Raw genomic sequence first — 23,159 nt, 5'->3', positions numbered from 1 at the left:
TGTCGCATGTGATGGATCATGCCGTGAGTTTTACGGTGGCCCGGCTCTTCGGCGGCAGGAATTGCTTCGGCCCGGCTCCGCGGAAAGGCTGTTCCACGCATACGCTCATCGAAAGTGGAGATGGCCCACGGATTCGGTGGTGGGGGCGGGCGGAATCATTGCGAATCGTCGAGGATCTGCTCGATCACTGCGATTCGTCGTGGAGCGCAAAACGAGTGGCGGTCGCGGCCGCGCGTGCGCAATGAAAGGATTCGCGGAGCGTCTCGGCGTCCGTGGCATTGGCAAGGATGACAACAGCGTCGAGCAGAGCGATGCAGGCGTGGCGACGGCTCTCGCTCAACTCACGACTGGCGAGTTCCCGGGATACCTTGAGGAGCAGTGCCGCCAGGTCACGGTCCATGAGATTCGCCGGACGACTTGACCAGGAAGTCGATGATCGCCTGATTCACGGCATCCGGTTCCTCGAGGAAGCCGAAGTGGCCCAGCCCTGGGAACTCCACATAGGTTGCCGAGGGGATCGCCTGGTGCACCTCGAGCCCAGCGGCGGGCGGAGTGATCAGGTCGGCGGAGAATGCCATCACCAGGCAAGGCCGGGTAAGACCCGCCAGCGCAGCCCGGCGATCACCGATCACGCTCGCGTCATACTGAGCGGCCGGCCCGGCGCCCTTGGTCGGGAAGCGGCGCTGCAGCTCGAGCCAGTCCGACATCTTCTGCTCGTCGGTGAGAGTGCCGGGCCCGAACAGCTGCACGAGGTGCATGAGCGATTCGAGTTCGGACGCTGGGCTGGTGCTGCGGGTCTGGGCAGCCAAGGCACGCGCCAGCAGGCGGCGGAACTTGTCGGTGCGGGCCCGGGTGCCCATGAGGACCGCCGCCCGCACCAGGTCCGGACGGGTGAGCGCCACCTCCTGGGCGACGAACGCGCCCAGCGACGCCCCGATCAGGTGCACCGGACCACAGTTCAAGAGTTGGACGAGCGCGACGACGTCCGCGACGAGCTGGCTCATCAGATACGGGCCCGGCGGGACGGGGGACGGCGCCGTGCCACGGTGATTGACGGTCATCACCCTGAACCCGTTACGTACCAGCGCGGGAACCTGGTAGGTACGCCATACCTCGCCCGGCGTGGCCGCCGGCGGCAGCATCACCACCGGGACACCGTCTCCGTGCTCCTGCCACGCGAGTTCGACAGGTTGCTGGTCGCCCATCAGTCGAGCACAGCGCCCCGAGCAGCCTCTGGTCAAGACGGTGACGACAACTCGCCAACGACTCGGCCGCCGCGCTGGGTTGCGTGGCTGACGTGCCGATTCTCCCGACACTGACGAGGTCAAGGCGCGCTGCGCGTGCGAGTTGGTACTGCTGGACGGTCGCCCCACCGCCTAGAGTGGCCCTTGCCAACTTCCCGGCACTCCGGGCGATTCAGACGGGTGCCGGATGCAGCTGTTTGCCAAGGATGGTCGCATGAGCAACTCACTCGCCGTGCGCGTACGCGGGCTGACCAAGCGATACGGCGGTAACGCCGTAGTGGACGGCGTCGATCTCGACATACCGAACGGGCAGATCTTCGCGCTGCTGGGACCCAACGGAGCCGGCAAGACGACGACGGTGGAAATCCTCGAGGGCTACCGGAACCGGGATGACGGCGAGGTCTCGGTTCTCGGTGCCGACCCGCAACGGGCCGGCCGCCGGTGGCGGTATGGGATCGGCATCGTGCTGCAGGAAGCCTCGGACCTGAGTGAGCTCACTGTGACGGAAACCGTTCGCCACTTCGCCCGCTACTATCCCGATCCGCGCGCGGCCGATGAGGTGATCGCGACGGTGGGCCTGGCCGAGAAGGCCAATGCCCGGGTCGGCACATTGTCCGGAGGACAGCGGCGTCGCCTCGACGTCGCCGTGGGCATCGTCGGCAATCCCACGCTGCTGTTCCTCGACGAACCGACCACCGGTTTCGACCCGCAGGCGCGCCGGCAGTTCTGGGAGCTCATCCGGTCGCTGTCGACCGAGCACGGCACGACCATTCTGCTCACGACTCACTATCTGGAAGAGGCCGAGAATCTCGCGGATCGGGTCGCCGTGCTGGTCAAGGGGAAGATCGTGGCGGACAGCGACCCGGCGTCGCTGGGCGGCCGGGCCGAGGCGAAAGCCGTCATCTCCTGGTTGGACAACGGCGAGCGGCGCTCAGTGGAGTCCGATGATCCGGGAGCGGTGATCGCTGAGCTGACCGCTCGTTACGGCGGCGCCGTGCCGGGATTGAGCGTGACGCGGCCGAGCCTCGAAGATGTCTACCTCGATCTGATCGGGAGCGAGAACGCATGACGACGATCGAAACCCGGCGACACCCGGCCGGCGTCAAGGACCCGTCGGCGCTGATGCTCGGCCTGCACCGAGGCGTCATCGAACTCAAGACGTTCTTCCGGGAGCGCGACAGCGTGGTGTTCACGTTCGCGCTGCCGATCGTGCTGCTCGCGCTGCTCGGTTCGCTGTTCGACGCGGTCTACGCGGGCACGACGGTCACCGCCGCGCAATACCTCGTCCCCAGCATGATCGCCGCCGGTGTCGCCTCGACCAGTTTCGTCAACCTGGGAATCAGCATCGCCGCCGACCGCGACGACGGCACGCTCAAGCGGTTGCGCGGCGCGCCCATGCCGAAGTCCGCGTACTTCCTCGGCAAGGTCGTCATGGTGCTGGTGATCAGCCTCGCGGAAGTGGTGCTGATCGTCGGTTTGGGTGTGGCGCTCTTCGATGTCACGCTGCCGCGTGCACCGGAGCGATGGGCCACCTTCGGCTGGGTGTTCGTGCTGGGCGTCGTGGCGTGCTCGTTCCTCGGAATCGCCGCCAGCAGTCTGGCGCGGACCGCACGTGGCGCGGCGGCCGTGATGAACCTGCCGTACCTGGTGCTGGCGTTCCTGTCGGGGATCTTCTACACGCCCATCAGCGCGCTGCCTCCCGGGCTTGCGCAGATCGGTGCGCTCTTTCCGTTGAAATGGATGGCGCAGGGATTCCGGTCGGTGTTCCTGCCCGACTCGATCCTGCCGCAGGAAATCGTCTCGACGTCCTGGGAACACGGCCGCACCGCCCTGGTCCTGGCTGCCTGGTGCGCCGGTGGGCTGCTGCTCTGCCTCATGACGTTCCGGTGGCGAGGCCGTCGGGAGCAATAGCCGAGCCCAGCACTGTGACGTGCTCGCGGGGATCTTAAGTCCCGGGCCGCCCGGACGGATGTCGCGGAAACACACGACACGACTGACCGGCCACGATGCGATTGACTGGCTTGCCGGTACCCAGGAGGAGGGTGAGCCCATGTCTAGCGCCAACGCCTGGTTCCCCTACCGCTCCAGCGGAAACGACTTCGAGCTGTTCGCGTTTCCGCACGCCGGGGCCGGTTCGACCGCGTTCAGCGCGCTCCGCGAAGCGCTGTCGGGCAGCTCCGTGTCGTTGGTTCCGGTGGTCCTGCCGGGCCGGGAACGCCGGATGCGCGAGACGCCGCATCAGGACCTCGACGCGCTGCTGGCCGACTTCGAGCAGATGGCGGCGGCGGACGGGTTCGCGGCCTTTCAGGGCGACTACGGCCTGCTCGGCCATTGTTCGGGCGCGATGATCGCCTTCGAGGTGGCGCGGATCCTGGAGCGATCCCCTTGCCGTAATCCACATCTGCTGATCTCGTGCAGCTGCCTGCCGCCTCAGCTCATCCGTGACACCGGGATCAGCCGGCTGCCCACGCCGGAACTGTTCTCCCGGGCGGGCGGCACGCCGGAGGCGCTCCTCGCCGACCCGGCTTTCGTCGCGATGCTCGAGCGTCCCCTGCGCGCCGACTTCGTGGTCTTCGACGCATACGCGTACCGCCCGGGTGAGAAGCTGTCCACCCCGATCCTGGCGACGCGTGGGCCGGACGACCCGGATCTGTCGGCGGCCGAGTTGCAGGCTTGGCGGGACCAGACCACTGGTGGCTTCGCCACGATGGAAGTCGGTTCGGGGCACTGGGCGCTCACGCCCGAGGGCACCGCGATGCTGGCCAACCGGATTCCTGCTGCCCTGTACGCCGGCCGCGGCGCCTGACCGTCACCCGGTGCGCCGAAGTTGTTCGGGTGGTGCGGCAAGCGAAAGTGAGGGTGAGTGAACACGTCCGTCCAGCAGATCCCGGCCGGAGACGACTTCGGCTTGCCGGTGCCGGTGCAACCGCCACGACCGCTCGGTCCCCGGCAGTACGCGTTCTGGATCTTGCAGCAGCTCGCCCCGGATTCCGCGGTGTCCAATCTGACCATCGTACTGCGCACCGAACGACGGCTGCGGTGGTGGCCGCTGCACGCGGCGGCGAACCACCTGGTGACGCGGCATGCCGCGCTGCGTACTCGGTTTCCGTCCGCGGCCGGTGTGCCGCTGCGGCACATCAGTTCCGCCGACGACGTCGAGCTCGCCGTGGAGTCGGTCGAGGTCACTGAGGCGGACCTGACCGGACGCCTGCACGCGGCGGCCCGTCAGCCGTTCGACCTCAGCCGCGAGCTGCCGATCCGAGCCACTCTGTACCAGATCACAGGCGGCGGCAGCGCCGTGCTTCTGGTGGTGCACCACGCGATCAGCGATGCGATGTCGCTCTCGATGCTGACCGACGAGCTGGCCCGGGCGTACGACGGTGTCGCTGCCGGCACCGGGATTCCCGCCGAACTGCAGGGCGAGGCCACCGACGACGTCGCCGAGCCCGTCAGCCGTCCCGGCGATGTCGCGTACTGGGCCGGGTATCTCGATGGCGTCGACACCACGACCATGGCGCTGCCGTGGGCTCGGCCCAGTCCGGCCCGGCCGACGTTCGCGGGCGGGACCATCGCAACAGCGCTGTCGCCGCGAACGGTGTCGGCGCTGGCCTCGCTGCGCAAGTCGCTTGGCGGCACCGACAATCTGATCCTGCTGGCGGCGTTCTACCTGACGCTGTTCCGTCACGGCGCCGGACCCGACATGATCATCGGGGTTCCCGTGACGAGCCGCAGCACAGGCGCGGCCACCGGCCTCGGCTTTCAGGTCAGTACGTTACCCCTGCGGTTGACGCTGGACCCCCAGGCGAGCTTCGCGGCGCTGAGCCGCCAAGTGCGCGACGCCTTCCTCAATGGCATTCAGCATGCGTCAGTGTCGATCGAGGAGATCCTGGCCGGGCTGGGCCACCACTCGCCCGACTGGCGTATTCCGCTGTTCCGGCACATGTTCAACTACCGGCCGTGGGACGAGGGCGACGTCAGGATCGCCGGGGAGAAGCCGACCTCGCCCACGCTTCTCCGCGACGACAGCCGCCTGGACCTTCAGCTGACGATCCTCGACGGGCAACCGCCGGAGCTGATGGCCAACTACAGCGCCGAGGTCCACGACGAAGCCGACATCGTTACCCTGCTGGCCCGGATGGAACTGCTGCTCGCGGCGGCCGCTGACGATCCACATCGGCCGGTCGTGGAGCTCGACATGCTCAACGCCGCCGAGCGGGAGGTCATCGGCGAGGTCAACCGGACCGTTCGCCCGGAATGCCTCGACCAGACGGTCCTGGAGCGGTTCCTCAGCCACGCCGAAGCCAACCCGCAGGCGATCGCGGTCATCGACGGCGACACCGACTACTCGTATGCCGACCTGGCCGGCCTGGCCCGCCGGGTGGCCGCCCGGCTGACGGCCGACGGCGTCGTGGCGGGCGACATCGTCGCGCTGGCCCTGCCTCGGTCGGCCCCGCTGGCCGCCGCGATCCTCGGCGTGTGGGCGGTCGGCGCCTGCTACCTGCCGGTCGACGCGGAGCACCCGTCCCAGCGACTGGCGCAGCAGCTCGCGGACGCCCGGGCGAAACTGGTGCTGGCGGAGTCCACGCAGGACATCGCCGACAGCGCCGGTACGCAGGTCGTCACCTGGGACGAGGTGATCTCCGGCGGCGCCGGCGGCGAAGAGCTCGGCCTGCCCGCCGACGCCGAGGCCGCGTACGTGATCTACACGTCGGGTTCGACCGGGACTCCGCGTGGCGTCGTCGTCAGTCACCGGAACTTGGCGAACGTGGTCGCCGACTTCGCCGGACGGCTCGTAGTGACCGGTAAAGACGCGGTGCTGTGGTCTACCACGACCGCTTTCGACATCTCCGGGCTGGAGCTGTGCTTGCCGTTGAGCACCGGCGGCACCCTCGTCATCGCGGGAGCGCAGGCCCAGGTCCGGCCGCGCGAACTGCTCGACCTCGTCGCCAAGCACGACGTCTCCGTGGTGCAGGCGACACCTACGTTCTGGCGTACCGCGGCTGAGGTGATCACGGACGGCGAGCTGCGCGGGCGGACGGTCCTGTGCGGGGGTGAACCCATGACCGCCGGGTTGGCCCGGGATCTGCTGGCCACCGGGTGCCGGCTGTTCAACGTGTACGGCCCCACCGAGACCACCATCTGGTCCACCGCGGTTGAGCTGTCCGGCGACATCACAGACCCCGTCCCGGTCGGCGGACCGCTCGCCAACACCACCGTCTTCATCCTGGACGCGTACGGTGCGCAGCAACCGCCGGGCCTGCTCGGCGAGCTGTGCATCGGGGGAGCGGGGGTGAGCCTCGGCTACCTGAACCGGCCCGAGCTGACCGCCGATCGGTTCCCTGATGGCGAGCAGGGCCGTTACTACCGAACGGGTGACCTGGCCCGCTGGCGTCCCGACGGTGTGCTGGAGCTGTTCGGCCGCAACGATCGGCAGGTGAAGCTGCGCGGACACCGCCTGGAGCTGCCCGAGATCGAAGGCGCGCTGCGTTCGCATCCCGCTGTCGCCGAGGCTGCGGTCGTGATCGTCGGCGACCCGCAAGGCGACGCCGAGTTGCGAGCGTTCGTGATTCTCGCCCCCGGCGCGTCCCCGGCCATCTCGGCCGACCTCTGGCCCTATCTCAGCCAGCGGCTGCCGTCGTACGCGTTGCCGTCTCGGTTGCGGGTGCTGGACGAGTTCCCGGTGAGTCCCAACGGCAAGACGGACTACGGTGCGCTCCGGGCCCTCGACGTCAGCGGCTCGGACGGCGGGCCGCTGCCGGCGGATGATGAGCGTCCCGATCCGAATCCGGAGCTGACCCAGCGGCTTCTTGTGTTGTGGCGCGACACGTTGGCTCGTCCCACCCTGGGGGAAAGCGATCACTTCTTCCTCAATGGCGGGCACTCCCTGCTGGCGGCGCAGCTCGCCGGGCGAATCGCCGAAATTCTGGGCGAAGACCTGCCGCTGCGGGCGATCTTCGACCACCCGACGGCCCGGCTGTTGTCGGCCCACCTCAGTGGGGAGCACTGAATGGGCGCGCAGTGGTTCGCCTGCGTGGAGCGGCGAGCCGAACCGCGCGCCCGGGTGTACGTCTTCCCGCACGCCGGTGGCGGGCCGGGAGCGGTAGCTGCCCTCGCCGCGGCGTTGCCGGACACGATCGAACCCTGGGCGCTCAACCTGCCCGGCCGCCAAGCCCGGCTGGCTGAGCCGCCGCGGCGGGAGCTCGATCCGCTCGTCGCCGATCTCGCCGAGGAGCTGTCCAGCGATCAGTCCGGTCCGCCCGTGCGGGCCTACTTCGGCTATTGCGGTGGCGCGCTGCTGGGGTACCTGACTGCCCGGTTGGTCGCCCCGAAGCATTTGTTCGTCGGTTCCTTCGCCGCGCCCGACATCGCGCTGGTGCCGCGGCGGCTGCATCTTCTGCCCGGCGAGGCGTTCTGGGACGACCTGTTGGCGGAGGGCGGCGTACCACCGGAACTCGCCCGCCATGATCTGCGGCCGGTCTTCGAAAGCGCGTTGCGCGCCGATTTCGAACTCTACTCCCAGTACCACCACCGGCCGACCGAGCCGCTGGACCTGCCGATCAGCGTGCTGTACGGCCGAGACGACGCCGATCTGAGCCGCGGCGCCGTGCTGGGCTGGCGGCGGCTCAGCACCTCACGCCCGGACCTCTGCGAACTCAAGGCAGGGCACTGGCTCGTCGACGAGAATCCGGCCGAAGTGGCGGCCTGCCTGGCCGAGCGAATCGTCCGTGACTAGCCCGCGACGTCCTGGGGAGGCCACGATGGAACCCTTGCCGGACCCGCAGACGCCGGCCGATCGAGCACTCCACGCGATCGAGGCGACGATCGGCGTCATCCTCGGTCGCTCGATCGGCCCGGACGAGAACTTCTTCGAAGCCGGCCTCAGCTCCCTCGATCTGGTGCGGCTGCACGAGGTGGGCGCTCGTCAGCTGACCGTCGAACCGCCGGTCACCGTGATGTTCGCGTACCCGAATCTGCGCGCGTTGCGGCGGCATCTGGCGGGCGAGGGCACGGTGGCCGACGTCGGTGGCCGCACCGCCACCGCGAGCCAGGTACGCCGAGTCGGCACCGCCCGGCGCGAACTGCGAAAGCGAAACCGATCCGAGAGCGAGCCCCAATGAGCGAGTTTTTCGATCCCATCGCCATCGTGGGGATCTCAGCGCGGCTGCCGGGCGCCCGGGACATCACCGAATACTGGAACAACCTCGTCGCCGGCCAGGAGTCCATCACCGCGCTGACCGACGATGAACTGCGGGCAGCCGGGGTGCCACGTTCGCTTCGCGACGACCCGGCGTACGTGAAGATGGCTGGGCTTGCTCCTGACGTGGACCACTTCGACGCCGGGTTCTTCGGCATGACCGCCCGCGAGGCCGACATCTGCGATCCTCAGCTGCGGCTGTTCCTGGAGGTCGCGTACCAGGCGATCGAAGACGCCGGGTATGACCCGGTCCGGATGAGCCGTGACGTCGCGGTCTACGGCGCATGCGGGCAGAACCGGTACGGCGACCTGCACGTGATGGAGAACCCGAAGTACAGCGCCGACGCCGACATGGGCATCATGGTGCTGAACAGTGTGGACTACCTGGCGACGCTGGTGTCCTACAAGCTGAACTTCCGGGGTCCCAGCATGTCGGTGCTCACCGCGTGCTCCAGTTCCCTGACCGCGGTTCATCTGGCCTGTCAGGCGCTGCAACTCGGCGAGTGCGATGCCGCGATCGCGGCGGCCAGCAATGTCGAGATCCCCTATCGGACGGGATACCGATGGAGTCCAGGCGGCGTACGCTCCGCCGACGGCCGCTGCCGGCCGTTCGACGCCTCGGGCACGGGCACCATCTTCACCAATGGCGCTGGAGCAGTCCTGCTGAAGCGAGCCGCGGACGCGATCGCCGACGGCGACCACATCTGGGGTGTCATTCACGGCGTCGGAGTGAACAACGACGGTTCGGACAAGGTCAGTTTCAGCGCGCCCAGCGTGGCCGGCCAGTCGACGGCGATCGTGGACGCGATGACGATGGCGGGATTCGACCCGCTGGACATCGGCTATGTGGAGATGCACGCCACGGGGACACCTCTCGGCGACCCGATCGAGATGGGCGCGCTGGCCGCGGCGTACCGCCGCCTGGCGGAGGGGCCGTTGCCGGCCGGGCGCATCCCGGTGGGGTCGGTCAAGGGCAACGTGGGGCACACCAACACGGTGGCCGGCATGGCGGGCCTCCTCAAGCTGGTGCTGTCACTCGAACACGAGCGGATCCCGCCTTCGATCAATGTCACCACCGTCAATCCCAGGCTTGAGCTGGAGAACACGCCGTTCGTCGTCAACAACCGGCTGCGCTCGTGGCCCCGGTCGGATCATCGGCCGCGCCGGGCGGGCGTCAGTTCGCTGGGGATCGGCGGAACCAACGTGCACCTGGTCCTGGAGGAGGCTCCGGCCGGCGTGCGTACGCCGAATCTGGACCGTCCCCGCATCGTGGTGTGGTCAGGATTGGACCAGGCGGCGGCGAAGTCGAATCAAGCGGCGCTGGCCGGCTACTTCGCCGGTGCGGACGAGGCGGATTTTGCCGGCGCCACCAGCACGTTGCAGCGCGGACGCACCGAGCGCCAGGTACGCGGAGCCGCGATCGCCGCCAGCGCCGCGGAGGCGGCACAGCTGCTATCCGCTGGAGACGTCCGTACGGGCGAGCCGAGCGGCGAAGTGGCGCCGGCAGTTGTGTTCACCTTCCCCGGCCAGGGCTCTCAGTACGCGCGGATGGCGTCCGAGCTGTACGGCGTATGGCCCACCTTCACCGAGGTCATGGACGTGTGCCTGGAGGCCGTGGCCAAGGAGGGCCCGGATCTCTACCCGCTGTGGCTGGCCGAGTCCTCCGGCGATCAGCTGGCCGAGACGGCCGTCGCCCAGCCGCTGTTGTTCGCCGTCGAGTACGCGCTGGCGCGGCAGTGGATGGAGTGGGGGATAACTCCGGCCGCTGGAATGGGGCACAGCGTCGGCGAGCTGGTCGCCGCCACGGTTGCCGGAGTCATGGACCTGGAGGATGCCCTTCGGCTGGTGACGGTCCGGGGTCAGGCCATGCAACGTCAGCCGCGGGGGGCGATGCTGGTCGCGGCGACCAGCCCGGATCAGCTGCCCGCGTTGCCGGCCGGGTGCGCGATCGCGGCGGTGAACGCCTCCGATCAGGCAGTTGTCGCCGGACCCGCCGATGCGCTCACCCAGGTGGCGGAGACTCTGTCCTCGGCGGGTGTCCTCACAAGGACTCTGCACACCTCACATGCGTTCCACAGCCCTTCGATGCGTCCCGCGGTCGCCGAATTCCAGGCGGCGTTCGAGGGTGTGGACCTCGCCGCGCCGAGACTCCCGGTGTACTCCGCGGCCACCGGCAAGCTCCTGACTCCCGGCGAAGCGACGGACCCGGGCTTCTGGGCCCGGCAGCTGGCCGAGCCGGTGTTGTTCGACGCCGCCGTCGGCAGCGCGTCCGAGGCGGGGGCTGGCATCCTGCTCGAGGTCGGTCCGGGCACGGCGCTGACCGGTTTGGTCCGCAGACATCCGGCCGTCGCCGGCGGGCGGTGGCGAGCGCTGGCATCGTTCCCGAGATCAGCCGCCGGCGAGCACCGCGGTGTGCTCGAAACACTGGCCGACCTCTGGCTGGCCGGCTGCCCGGTGAACTGGCCCAGCCTCTACCGCATCGAGCGTCCGCAGCGCGTATCGCTGCCGGGCTACCAGTTTCAGCGCGAGCGGCATTGGGTCGACCCGATCACCGGCCCGGCCGCCCCTGAGCCGACTGTTCCGGCAGCTGGGCAAGCCATGCCCTCGGCAGCGCCCGCTGCCGAGGCGCCCGCTGCAGCGCCGGCCGCCGGGCCGTTCACCATTCCCCTCTGGACAGCGGTGCCCGGCCCGGCCTCCGGGGAGGCGAAACCGGGGGTCGCGCTCGCCCTCGTGCCCGTCGGGGATCTGCGGGTCGTCAACGCTCTGCAGCAAGCTGGGCACGAGGTCATACGGGTACGCCCGGGTGCGGAGTTCAGCGAACGAGCCGGCGAGTACACCGTGCGTCCCGGACACCTCGCCGAGGATCTCGGCAAGGTGCTCCACGGATCGGCTCAGCCCTCGACGCTGGTGCACGCGTGGGCGACGGGTGCCCCGGCCGGAATCACCGAAGAGCTCGACCGCACGTTCTACGCGCTGCTCCATCTGGTGCAGCGAGCCGGTCACCATCGCCCGTCCCTGCTCGTGGTGACCAGCGGCGCCGTGGACGTCTCGGGTAGTGAGCCGGTCAACCCGGTGCGTGCGGCGTTGATCGCCGCCGTCCGAGCCTTCCGGCTGGAGTCGCCGGACACCGAGTGCCGGGTGATCGACCTCGGTTCGGTCGTCTCCGAGGACCAGCTCATCGCGGAGCTTGCCGCCGACACCGCCGAGCCCGTCGTGGCATTGCGTGGTACGCGCCGATGGCTGCCCGGCAGCGTGCCGTGGGAGGCCACCGAACCGAACGGCGACCTGAGAATCCGCCGCGGCGGGGTCTACCTGCTGACGGGCGGGCTCGGCGGGCTCGGTCTCGCGGTGGCCAAGGGCCTGGCCGCGACGGGGCGCCGGCCGACCTTGGTGCTGGTGAGCCGGACGATCCGGGAGGTGGACTTCGCGGAGATCGAGTCCATGGGCGCCACCGTCCGCGTTTTCAGCTGCGACGTCGCCGATCGGGACCAGCTTGACACGGTGCTCGATCAGGTCGGTCCGGTCAACGGCGTCTTCCACCTGGCCGGCCTGCCCGGCGACGGCATGCTTCAGCTCCGCAAGCCGGCGGACGCGGAGAAGGTCCTGCGGCCGAAGGTCTTCGGCACGCTGGCTCTGGACGCCGCTTTCGCCGATCGGCCGCCACTCGACTTCGTCGTCTGCTTCTCCAGCCAGGCGGCACTGACCGGCATGGTCGGCGGCGCCGATTATTCGGCGGCCAACGCCTTCCTGGACGCGTACGCCGCGACGCGGCCGGGCTGGCTGAGCGTCAACTGGCCGGGTTGGGCGAGCGTCGGGATGGCGCGAGGCGGCGTACTGGCGAAACTGTCGGCGGTGGTCCGGGACGCCCGCACGACCGGTCCGCGCTACGAAACGGTGCTGTCGGCGGCTACTCATTGGGAGCTGGACGAACACCGGATCGGCGGCGCGGCGGTGCTGCCCGGCACCGGAATGATCGACTTGATCATCCGTGGCTATCTGGAAGCAGTCCCGAACGCGGCTGCGCCGGTGACCCTCAGGGACGTGGTGTTCCTGCGTCCGCTCGCGGGCGAGGCCCCGCTGCATACGAGGGTGGCCTTCGAGCCCGAGGGCGAGGCGTGGCGCGTACGCGTGCTGTCGCGCCCCGAGGACACGGACACTCAAGCGTGGCAGGTGCACGCCGAGGCCGTCGTCGTGCCCGGCGGCCCGCCGCAGCGGTCCGTCGCGATCGCGGAGCTGACCGCCGGGCTCACCCTGACATCCCTGTCCGCGCCTTCGGCAAAGAGTGCATTCGTCTTCGGCCCGCGCTGGCACAACCTCGACGAGATCTGGGAATCAGGCGACACAACGGTCGTACGCCTGGCGCTGCCCGCCGGACTCGTCGCTGAGGCGGCGGCGTACGCGGCCCATCCGGCGCTCATGGACACCGGTTCTGGTGTCATCCGGCGTCATCGACCGGGCGAGTTGCTGGTGCCGTTCACCTATCGCAGCATGACGTGGTACGCGCCGCTGCCGGGACGGCTGTACAGCCGGCTGCGATCGCTCGTGGGTGACGACCCGGCGGCGGACGTGGAGTTCATCACCGATGACGGAGCGATCGTCGCCACCATCGAAGGGCTGCGGATGCGCCCGGCCAAGGTGATCGATTTCAGCGATCAACCGGACTCTGTCGTGGACGCGGAGGATGCGGACGGGCTTTCGCCGCAGGAAGGCGTACGACTGCTGCTGCGATTGCTGGCGTCGCGCACACCCGCGCAGGTGTCCGTCGTGCCGAAGGACGCAGGCGATTCCGTGCCGGAGCCGCCGGTCCGTGCGCTCACCACGGCCACAGCCACAGCGACGGAGCCGGTGCCGGCGGTGGTCGTGGCCGCCGAGACTTCTGTGCAGGAGCGGCTGGCCGCGATCTGGTGCCTGGTGCTCGGCCGCAGCCGGGTCGAACCGGAGGACGACTTCTTCGAACTCGGCGGCGATTCGCTGATGGGCGTGGCGCTGACCGGCCGGATCCGGGACGCGTTCGGGGTGAACATGAGTATCGGGTCGTTGTTCGATTACCCCAACCTCGCCGCCCTGGCCGGCGCCCTGGAAGCGCAGGGGGCGCGGTGAAGCCGCCGGGTCAGACCATGCCGCCGAGGAGGGCGGCCCGCGTGAGTTCGGCCTTGTTGCCGGCTCGGAGCTTCACCCGGATGCGCGAGACGTACGTCTCGACGGTGTGCGGGCTGATGCCCAGGCGCGTGGCGATCTGACCATGAGTGAGACCGCAGGAGATGAAACGCAGCACTTGTTCCTCGCGCTCGGACAGTTGCTGGGCCGCCTTGCCGTGGTCCGGTCGGCGAGGTACGTCGGACCGAGCGGGACCGAGGCTGAGGCCGGACGTGGCCGCGCGGATGGCGGCCACGAGCCCCTCGGCTGACGTGCGTTTGCTGACCACACCGTAAGCCCCGGCCCGTACGTAGTCGGCGTGGGCGGCGAAACTGTTGTCCAGGATCAGAACGGGGGCGATCCGCGCGGCCGCCGCGATCTGTTCCGGCTGTTCTGCCGGGGTCAGCGCATCGGCGTCGATGACGATGGCGTCCACGGGCGACGAGAGGGCTTCGTCGGGAGTCGTCCGTATCGAGGCGGCCGTCAGACCGGCGCTCTTGAGCACCTCGACGAGGCCGAGCAGGAAGATGGGAGAGTTGACGAGCAGATCGATGCGAATCACGTGTGCCCCCCTCTGATCTTGTACGCGTCCGCGAGCATGCTGCGCCGCCCGGCTCCGGGGAGCCGGGCGCGGGCGCGACTCCGCGGGCAGTCCATCGGGCCGTCAGCCGCCAAGGAGTCGGCGATAGCCTCACGTAACGCACCCATCACTGGTCAAGCGACTGACGACTTCTCGCCAACGTTCCCGGCTGGCATTGATGGCGGATCTTCGGCACGGAAGTCTCGGACGGGTGCGACACCTAACCTCGGTGAACGACCTGAGCGATGCTGAATTGCACTACCTGGTGCAGCGGTCGGCGTGGTACGCGGGCCCGGGGTCGGCTGGCGTACGCCCGTTGGAGGGCTGCGTCGTCGGCAGCTACTTCAGGACCACCTCGACCCGTACGCGGACTGCCTTCGCGGCCGCAGCGTTGCGACTGGGCGCGGGCCACGTCGCGTACGGCCCCCATGATCTCCAGCTGAACACGGGGGAGTCGATCGAGGACACCGCACGGGTGCTCGGCACCATGCTCGACGCCCTCGTGGTCCGGACTGCCGCCGATCCGGCCGAACTGCGTGCGCTGCTGGCTCAGGACAGGATGGCGATCGTCAACGCGATGACCGCAGACGAGCACCCGACGCAGGCCATCGCCGATCTGTCCACCATCGAGCGTCACTTCGGCAAGGTCGGCGGACTGCGCATCGCCTACTTCGGTGAGGGAAACAACACGGCGTCGGCGCTCGCCCTGGCCCTGTCACGGTATGCCGACGTCGAGTTCTGTCTGGCGACGCCGCGCGGATATGGCCTGGAGCAAGTGTTCCTGGAGCGTGCCCAGGCGCAGGCCGCCGAGCGCGGCACGAGCGTGGTGGAAGTCCACGACCCCGCCGCGGCGATCGAGGACGCCGACGTGGTCTACACGACCCGTTGGCAGACGACGGGCACCTCCAAGGCCGATCCCGAGTGGCGTACGAGCTTCGTGCCGTTCCAGGTGAACGAGGCCTTGATGAGCCGGCATCCGAGGGCGGTCTTCATGCACGACCTGCCCGCGCATCGTGGCGAGGAGGTGACCCCCGAGGTCCTTGACGGGCCGGCGAGCATCGCCTTCCGGCAGGCGGAGCAGAAGATGCACAGTGCCAAGGCCGTGCTGGAGTGGTGCGTACGCGGACGGCACCCGTGACCGGAACCGCCCGTGACCGCTTCGCAGACGTCGTGGCGGCGATGCCGGATGCCGCCGCCGTGTACGACGGCGGTGTCCTCACGACGTACGCCGAGCTTGACCGCCGCTCCGAGGAGATCGCGGGCTGGTTGTGCGAGCAGGGGATCGGTGCCGAGGACGTCGTCGCGATCGCCGTCGGGCGGACGGTCCACCTGCCCGCGTGTGTCCTGGGGGTCTGGAAGGCGGGAGCCGCTTACCTCGCCCTCGATCCGATGGCGCCGCGGGAACGATGGCGTTCGATTATTGAGCAGGTCCGGCCCGCCGCCGCCTTGGCCGAGGCCGGCTTTCGACGCCGGTTGAGCGGCCTCGACGGTCCCGTCGGCTTCGTGGACGGTGCGATCACGGCCGGTCGGGTGACACCGGGCAGCTGCGATTCCCGCAATCTCGCGTACGTCATTCACACCTCCGGCTCGACAGGACGGCCGAAGGCCGTGGCGATCAGTCACGGGTCCCTGCTCGCGCTGGTCGACTCCTATCGGCAGCTGTATCGCATGGGCGAGGAGGTCAAGCGAGTCCTGCAGTTGGCCGGCTTCGGGTTCGACGTCGCGACCGGCGACCTCGCTCGAACCTTGTTCACCGGTGGCTGCCTGGTCATGTGCCCGGAAGAGACGCTGACCAGTCCACCTGACCTCGTGCGGCTGGTCAACGATTCCGCGGCGGAATACCTCGAACTGACTCCCTCGCTCCTGCGCCCGCTGGTGAGTCACCTGGCGGCGACCGGCGATCGACTTGAGTCAGTCCGTCACGTGATCGTGGGCGGAGAGTTGTGGCCGGCTGAGGAGTATCGCGAGGCGCGTGATGCCTTCGGACCGCAGGTTTCCCTCTTCAACACCTATGGGCTGACCGAAGCCACCATCGACAACACCTACTTCCAGACCGTCCCGGGCACGAAGTACGCCGGCTCCGTGCCGATCGGCGCCGGCTTCGACTCGACCGAACTGGCGGTGCTCGACGGCGAGCTGCGCGAGGCCGGGGAGGGTGAGCTGTATCTGAGCGGAGTACAGCTCGCTCGCGGCTATCTCGGTGATCCGGCGGCGACCGCCTTGCGATTCGTGCCGGGGCCTGCGGGAGCCCGCCGTTATCGCACCGGTGACCTCGTACGCTTCGACGAGCACGGTGACCTGGTCCATCTCGGCCGAGCCGACGACGTGGTGAAGGTCCACGGAGTGCGGTTGAGCCTCGTCGAGGTTCAGCTGGTTCTCGCCGCCGGTCCCGGTGTCACGGCGGCGGCGGTCGCTGTCGAGGAGGTCGACGGCCGCCCGGAACTCGTGGCCTACCTCGTCGGCGCTCCAGACCTCGATGTCGCGCAGGTACGCAGATTCGTGGCGACGCGGCTTCCCCGCGCGATGGTGCCCGCGGTCGTGATCGTGGTGCCGCAGTTCCCGGTCACCGCCAACGGGAAGACCGATCTCGCCGCCCTGCGCCGGCAGCGCCGCCTGTCTGTGGACACCGCACCAGCCGACCCAGCCGGGGCGGATCTCGACGCGCGCGTACGCCGGATCTGGGCTCGGGTGCTGGACGCGGCCGCGCCCGCACCCGACGACGACTTCTTCGAACACGGCGGTGACTCCTTGCGCGCCGCCGCCTTCGCCGCAGCCATCCGCGCGGAGCTGGGCGTCGAACTCGCGGCCGGGGCGCTGCTCGATCGGCCGACCCTCGGCGAAGTCATCGCCTCCGTGTCACGATCCGCCGCGCCGCCGCCGATCACTCGCGATCCGGCGCGGATGACGGGACCGCTGGCTCCCGGCCAGCAACGGCTCTGGCTGCTGAGCCAGCTGGACGGGCACCTGGCGGCGTACAACATCCCGATCGTGCTGGGACTCGCGGGTGACGTCGACCCGGCCACCGTCGCGGGCGCGCTCCACCACCTGGTCACGCGGCATCAGGCTCTGCGTACCGCCTTCGTGGCCGGCTCCGAGGGGCCGGAACAGCGAATCGAACCGGCACAGGCCGAATACCCGCTCGACGTCGTGACCCTGCCCGACGCGAGGACGGCGGAGGAATGGATCGCGGCCGAGGTCCGGCGCCCGTTCGACCTCACCCGGCCGCCGCTGCTGCGGGCCGCGCTCCTCAGCCTTGGCCACGGCGAATACCGCCTGGTGCTGACCCTGCACCACCTGATCTCCGACGCACAGACGGTACGCATTCTGCTGACGGAGTTCGGTGAGATCTACCGGACCCTGCGCGCCGGGACCGACCTGGCAACGCCGGGGCCCGTGATGTCGTACCTCGACTACAGCGTCTGGTACGCCGATCGGCTCGGCGCGGGGGAGTACGAATCGCAGCTGCGCAGCTGGACGCAGCGGCTCGAAGGATGCCCGCCGCCGTACCGCTTCCCGGTTCCGCTCGGTCCCGCCGCTGGACCCTCGCCGGAGATCCATCGGCGAGTCCTCGATCCGAATCTCACCGCGGATCTGCGGGTCCTGGCTCGAGAGCACCGGACCACCCTGTTCGTCGTGCTGCTGTCGGCCCTGGCCGCGGTGCTGCGGCGCTGGGCCGGCGAGGAGGATCAGGTCATCGGGGTGCCGCTGGGCACCCGAACCGTACCGGGGACCGAGGATCTGGTCGGCTTCTTCGTGGACACCGCGGCGATCCGGGTGACCGCACCCGAGGAGGCCACCTACACCGATCTCGTCCGGGTGACCCGGGCCGCGATCGCGCACGCCACGGCCAACCAGCGGATTCCGTTCGACGTCGTTCATCACCACCTGCGCCGCGCGGGAACCGACGTCTCGTTCAGCACCTGGTTCAACTACCTCGGCGATCCCGACCCGGCGCCCGAGGTGCCCGGGTTGAAAACCTGGGTGATCGATCAGGAGCCCGTCGGCCCGCTCTTCGACCTCAACGTCTACGTCACCGACTTCGGCGGGCATCTCGGCCTCACGGTCGTCCATGACCCGGCCACGGTGGACGGCCGTGTCGTCGCGGCGTTCGTCGACCAGTTCCGGACGCTGCTCTCGGCGGTCGCCGACCGCCCGGATCTCCCGATCACGGAGCACCCGCTCGCTTCGGCACCGCTGCCCGAGCCGCGGCAACCGGTCCCAACCCGCCCGGTGCTGGAGAGCTTCGCCGAACGCGTACGGGTCACCGGGACCGCGGTCGCGATCACCGATCAGTCCGGCGCGGTCACCTACGCCGAGCTTGCCGCCTGGGCGGCGGCCGTCGCCGCGGATCTCGCGAGGCACGTGAGTCCCGGGGACCGCGTGGCGGTCTACGCGCCGCGGTCCGGGTCACTGGTGGCCGGCCTGCTGGCGTCCTGGGCCGCCGGCGCCGACTTCACCATCCTCGACCCGGGCTACCCGGAAGCCAGGCTGCGGGCACAGGTCGAGGCCGCGGGCGGGGTGAAGGCCATCCTGTTCAGCGGCACCGTCCCGGCCTCCTGGGACCAGGTCGGGCCGATGGTCGCCATCGACCCGATCCGGGCCGGCGCAGCGCTGTCCGCGCCCTTCCACTCAGCCGGGCATGTGGGATTCACGTCCGGCACGACCGGCGCCCCCAAGCCGGTGCGCGCAAGCGGCGCGCCGCTCGCCCATTTCCTCGACGTGTACGCCGAGAGCTTCGGGCTCGACGCCGCAGACCGGTTCGCGATGCTGTCGGGCTTGGCTCACGATCCTCTGCTGCGGGACGTGTTCGCGCCGTTGACCCTGGGCGCCACGGTGCGGATCCCGCCGGACGAGATCGTTCGTTCGCCCCGCGACCTGCATGCCTGGCTCGACCGGGAACAGGTCACGGTGGCCCATCTGACTCCGCAGCTTTTGCGGATGATCACGACGGTTCGGCGGCCGCTGCCCCGGCTATGCCTTGTGCTCTGTGGCGGCGACCAGCTGTTCGCCGCGGACGTGACCGCGCTCCGAGCCCTCGCGCCGTCGGCGACCGTGGTGAACGCGTACGGAACGACCGAGACCCCGCAGGTGGCCGCGTGGTACCGCGTCGAGGCGGCCGACGAGTTCGGCGGCGAGGACCGGCGTATTCCGATCGGCACGGGCGTCGACGGCACGGGTGTCCTGGTGGCCCGGGCGAACGGGCTGCCGGCCGCCATCGGTGAGCGTGGCGAAATCGTCGTGCGGAGTCCCTACCTCGCCGACGGATACGGCCCCGACTACGCCACCGGAGACCTCGGCCGGTACCTGCCCGGCGGGGTGGTCGAGCTGCTCGGCCGAGCCGACGACCGCGTCAAGGTCGCCGGATTCCGCGTCGAACCACAGGAAGTCGACGCCGCCGTCCGGGCCCTCGGCTACATCGCCGACTGCCGTACGGTCCTGTCGGCCGGACGGCTCATCGCGTACGTGGTCCCCACTGCCGGGCAGACGGTGAGCGTTGCGAAGGTGCGGGGCGATCTGCGTACCGCCTTGCCGCCGCACATGATCCCGGCGGGCGTGGTGCAGATGACGGCGCTGCCGCTGTCGCGCAACGGAAAGCTCGATCGCGACGCCCTCCCGCCCTGGCGACCCGGCGACGCCGCCGGTGGCCGTCAGGTCGAGTTCTCGCGGCTGGAGCGCCAGATCGCCGACGTCTGGTGTGAGGTCTTGCAGTGCGCACCCGATCTCGACAGCAACTTCTTCGACCTCGGTGGCAGCTCGCTGCTGATGCTTCAGACGCAGATCGCCCTTGAGGACCGCCTCGGCTTCGAGGTGCCGATGCTGACCCTATTCGAATTGTCCACCGTGCGGGCTCTGGCCGCGCATCTGGCGGGTGGGGCCGCGGCCGTACCCGGCTCCCGCGCCGCCCGCACTCCTATCGCGGTAGACGCGTCTCGCCGTCAGTCGGTTCGCGCGAAGATACGAAGGGAGATGTCGTGAGCGACAGCCACCACATCGCGGTCGTGGGTATGGCGGGGTGCTTTCCCGGTGCGCCGGACATCGGGCAGTACTGGGCCAATTTGCATGACGCCGTGGAGAGCATCACCTTCCCGTCCGACGACGAGCTGCGAGAGTGTGGCGTCGCGGAGGCGATGCTGCGCAATCGGGACTACGTCAAGGCGTTCGCGAACTCACCGAACGTCCAGGACTTCGACTCGGCGCTGTTCGGCTACACGCCCCGGGAGGCCAGCCATACGGATCCGCAGATCCGCATGTTCCTCGAAAGTGCCCACGCCGCTCTCGAGCACTCCGGCTACAACCCGCACGACACCGACGCGACGATCTCCGTTTACGGCGCGGCTGGTTCGAACAGGTATCTCGATCTGCATCTGGGCTTCACCGGCGACGCGACGGCCTCCCAGAGTTTCGCGATCACCGCGCTCAACAACACCGACTACGTGGCGATCACAACCGCGTACAAGCTGGACCTACGGGGTGCGGCGATCTCCGTGGCGACAGCCTGCTCGAGTTCCCTGGTCGCGGTGCATCTGGCCGGGCAGGCGCTCCGGAACGGCGAATGCGACATCGCGGTCGCCGGCGGTTCAGAGGTGGAGATGCCGTTCGGGCACGGGTATCTGTGGGTGGAGGGCAGCCCGTTCTCCCGGGACGGCCATGTCCGGCCGTTCGACGTCAAGGCCGACGGCACGGTGTTCTCCAGCGGTTCCGGAGCGGTCGTGCTCAAGCGTCTCGCCGACGCGCTCGCCGACGGCGACACCATTCATGCGGTGCTTCGCGGCAGCGCGGTGAACAACGACGGTTCGCAGCGGGCGGGATTCACCGCGCCGTCCGTTCCGGGACAGGCGGCGATGCTGGCCGAGGCGTTCGGCATGGCCGACGTCACCGCCGCGGACCTGTCCTTCATCGAGTGTCACGCGACCGGTACGCCACTCGGTGATCCCATCGAAGTGGCGGCCTTGCACCGCGCGTTGCGTGCGGTGGGCGACGTCGGCAACGCGCGGGTGGCGCTCGGCTCGGTCAAGGCGAGTGTCGGTCATCTCGGGCATGCCGCCGGGGTGGCGTCGTTGATCAAGGCGATCATGGCGCTGCGGCACGGCCGCATTCCGGCGACGTTGAACTTCACCGAGCCGAACCCCAAGCTCGAGCTCGACAGTTCCCCGTTCGTCATCGCCGACCGGATGACGACGATTTCGGCCACCAAGCCCTGGGTGGCCGGGGTCAGCTCGTTCGGCGTCGGCGGGACGAACGCACACGTGGTCGTCCAGGAGGCGCCGTCTCGCCCGGTGACCGCAGCGCCCACCCGGCCGAGGATCGTGGTGTGGTCGGCGCGCAGCGAACAAGCCGGCCGCGAGTATCAGGACAACCTGGCCGCATACTTCGGCGACACGGAGAACGAAGCCGGCTTCGCGGCCGCCGTGCATACCCTTCAGCGCGGTCGGCGTGCCCATCCGCAGCGGTTCGCCGCGATGGCCGCCAGCGCCGCTGAGGCCGCGGCAGCGTTGCGTACCGGGCAGAACCTGATCACGTCGCCCGGCGGCGGACGGCGCGACATCGTGTTCGCCTTCCCTGGTCAGGGGTCGCAGCGTCCGGGCATGGGCGTCACCTCCTACCGCACGGACGCGGCGTTCGCCGCCGCGGCCGACGAGGTCCTCGACCTCCTGGCCCAGCAGCAGATCGACGTCCGGGCGGACTGGCTCGCCGGTGATCCGGCGCTGCTGACGCGTACCGCGGCAGCTCAGGCGTTGCTGTTCACGGTCGAGTACGCCACCGCGCGAGCGCTGCAAGCCCGTGGTGTACGCCCGGCGGCGGTGATCGGTCACAGCGTCGGCGAGCTCGTGGCGGCGGCGGTCGCCGGTGTCTTCTCGCTCCCGGACGCGGCGACGCTGGTGGCGGCGCGTGGCCGGGCGATGGAAAGCGCCCCGGCCGGGGCGATGCTCGCGGTGGCGATGCCGTTGGACGACCTGGTGCCGTTGCTCCCGGGTGGCGTCACGGTGGCCGTGGTCAACGGCGAGCGGCAGTGCGTCCTCAGCGGCGCTCCCGAGGACATCGACGAGGCTCTGGCGATGCTGCGAGAGCACAAGATCGCCGCCACCCGGCTGAACACGGCGGGCGCGTTCCACAGTCCGCTCATGGCCTCGGCCGCGGAACGATTCGGTCTGGCCTTCCAGGGCCTGACCCTCAACCCGCCGACGATCCCGTTCTACTCGGCCGCGGCCGGTGGGCTCATCGGCGAGCGGGAGGCCACCCACCCCGCCTTCTGGGCGGAGCAGGTCGCCGCGCCGGTCCGGTTCGACCGGGCCTTGCGCGCGCTGCTCGACGACGGTCCCCGGCTGATGCTCGAGACCGGCCCCGACCGGGTGCTCAGCAATCTCGGCAAGCAAGCCGGTGCGGCGGGTTCGGCGTTCATCCCGGTCCTGGAACCGGAGCACGGGTTGCTGGAGGCGACCGCACGGGTCTGGGCGGAGGGCCACGACGTCGACTGGGGTGTCGACGACGAGGACCTCGGCGAGGTACGCCGGGTGCCGATGCCCGGATATCCGTACCAGCGCCGTCGGCACTGGGTGGAGCCGCTTGCGCTGCGTACTCCGGCGGTCGCCGAGGCGGCACCGGTGGCGCCCGCTCCCACTGCGGTGGAGGCGCCGCAGGACACGCCGCTGTCCACGATCGTGTGGGCCGAGGCGGAGCCGCTGGGTGAGTCGCTTCTCGACGGGCACTGCCTGCTGCTGGTTCCGGACGGCGAAGCGGAAAGCCTTCCGCTTGTGCTGGCCCTGCAGCAGGCCGGGGGGACCCTGTCGATCGCCCGGCCGGCCGACGCGTACGGGGAGACGTTCGGTGAGTTCCGGGTGCGCCCGGGGGAGCGAGCCGACTACACGCGGGTGCTCGAAGAGCTGAACCGCCGTGGCACGCCCGCGCGGTTGGTCGTGCATGCCCTGTCGGCACCCGGCGAGATCTCGGGCAGCGCCGTGGGCCGGTCCGTCGACGACAGTTTCGGCAGTCTCTTCGCGGTCAG

General features: G+C 69.6%; 13 protein-coding genes (1 of these 13 running past the window's edge). 10 read left to right on the top strand and 3 right to left on the bottom strand.

Features of this window, described 5'->3' with window-relative positions:
- Positions 1-184 precede the first annotated feature (184 nt).
- Complete coding sequence (locus AB0H43_RS03725; RefSeq protein ID WP_359995977.1) at positions 185-400, bottom strand: hypothetical protein; 216 nt, start codon at positions 398-400, stop codon at positions 185-187.
- The gene (locus tag AB0H43_RS03720; protein WP_359995974.1) at positions 390-1,205 is read right to left on the bottom strand and encodes an alpha/beta hydrolase; all 816 of its coding nucleotides are present in this window, start codon (positions 1,203-1,205) and stop codon (positions 390-392) included. The genes AB0H43_RS03725 and AB0H43_RS03720 overlap by 11 nt, the downstream gene beginning before the upstream one ends.
- A 253-nt stretch (positions 1,206-1,458) precedes the next feature.
- On the opposite strand from AB0H43_RS03720, the gene AB0H43_RS03715 reads away from it, so the two are divergent.
- The 7 genes from AB0H43_RS03715 (at position 1,459) to AB0H43_RS03685 (ending at position 13,539) form a co-directional block, all read left to right on the top strand.
- A complete protein-coding gene (locus AB0H43_RS03715; protein WP_359995971.1) occupies positions 1,459-2,313 on the top strand; it encodes an ABC transporter ATP-binding protein in 855 nt (284 codons plus the stop codon).
- Entirely contained in the window at positions 2,310-3,155 is an 846-nt protein-coding gene (locus tag AB0H43_RS03710) for an ABC transporter permease (protein ID WP_359995968.1), read from the top strand. The genes AB0H43_RS03715 and AB0H43_RS03710 overlap by 4 nt, the downstream gene beginning before the upstream one ends.
- 139 nt (positions 3,156-3,294) lie before the next feature.
- Positions 3,295-4,050, top strand: coding sequence for an alpha/beta fold hydrolase (locus AB0H43_RS03705; RefSeq protein WP_359995965.1), 756 nt, complete (start codon positions 3,295-3,297; stop codon positions 4,048-4,050).
- A 57-nt stretch (positions 4,051-4,107) separates the two neighbouring features.
- Positions 4,108-7,251 carry an amino acid adenylation domain-containing protein gene (locus AB0H43_RS03700; RefSeq protein ID WP_359995963.1) on the top strand — a complete coding sequence of 1,048 codons (3,144 nt, stop codon included), beginning with the start codon at positions 4,108-4,110 and terminating at the stop codon, positions 7,249-7,251.
- Positions 7,252-7,977, top strand: coding sequence for an alpha/beta fold hydrolase (locus AB0H43_RS03695; protein ID WP_359995960.1), 726 nt, complete (start codon positions 7,252-7,254; stop codon positions 7,975-7,977).
- A 25-nt stretch (positions 7,978-8,002) separates the two neighbouring features.
- On the top strand, positions 8,003-8,362 hold the full coding sequence (locus AB0H43_RS03690) for an acyl carrier protein (RefSeq protein WP_359995957.1): 360 nt from the start codon (positions 8,003-8,005) through the stop codon (positions 8,360-8,362).
- Complete coding sequence (locus AB0H43_RS03685; RefSeq protein ID WP_359995954.1) at positions 8,359-13,539, top strand: SDR family NAD(P)-dependent oxidoreductase; 5,181 nt, start codon at positions 8,359-8,361, stop codon at positions 13,537-13,539. The genes AB0H43_RS03690 and AB0H43_RS03685 overlap by 4 nt, the downstream gene beginning before the upstream one ends.
- A 10-nt stretch (positions 13,540-13,549) precedes the next feature.
- Here the strand turns inward: AB0H43_RS03685 and AB0H43_RS03680 are convergent, their stop codons facing one another.
- Positions 13,550-14,137, bottom strand: a complete 588-nt coding sequence (locus tag AB0H43_RS03680; RefSeq protein ID WP_359995951.1) for a response regulator transcription factor — start codon at positions 14,135-14,137, stop codon at positions 13,550-13,552.
- Positions 14,138-14,333: 196 nt separating this feature from the next.
- On the opposite strand from AB0H43_RS03680, the gene AB0H43_RS03675 reads away from it, so the two are divergent.
- The 3 genes in view from AB0H43_RS03675 to AB0H43_RS03665 are tightly spaced (each overlapping or abutting the next) and all read left to right on the top strand, a layout consistent with a single transcriptional unit that may run on beyond the window.
- Positions 14,334-15,293, top strand: coding sequence for an ornithine carbamoyltransferase (locus AB0H43_RS03675; protein ID WP_359995949.1), 960 nt, complete (start codon positions 14,334-14,336; stop codon positions 15,291-15,293).
- Positions 15,269-20,131: an amino acid adenylation domain-containing protein gene (locus AB0H43_RS03670; RefSeq protein ID WP_359995946.1), complete on the top strand. Its 4,863-nt coding sequence runs from the start codon at positions 15,269-15,271 to the stop codon at positions 20,129-20,131. Before AB0H43_RS03675 ends, AB0H43_RS03670 begins: the two co-directional genes overlap by 25 nt.
- Positions 20,128-23,159: the 5' portion of an SDR family NAD(P)-dependent oxidoreductase gene (locus tag AB0H43_RS03665; RefSeq protein WP_359995943.1), read on the top strand. Its footprint extends 2,224 nt past the window's final position; 3,032 of the gene's 5,256 nt are visible here — the first part of the coding sequence; the start codon lies at positions 20,128-20,130; its stop codon lies beyond the right edge, outside the window. The genes AB0H43_RS03670 and AB0H43_RS03665 overlap by 4 nt, the downstream gene beginning before the upstream one ends.

The sequence above is a fragment of the Hamadaea sp. NPDC050747 genome (genome assembly GCF_040654195.1).
Classification (GTDB): domain Bacteria; phylum Actinomycetota; class Actinomycetes; order Mycobacteriales; family Micromonosporaceae; genus Hamadaea.
Note: the sequence above shows the minus strand (reverse complement) of the source record. Positions and strands in the feature narration are given on the sequence as shown.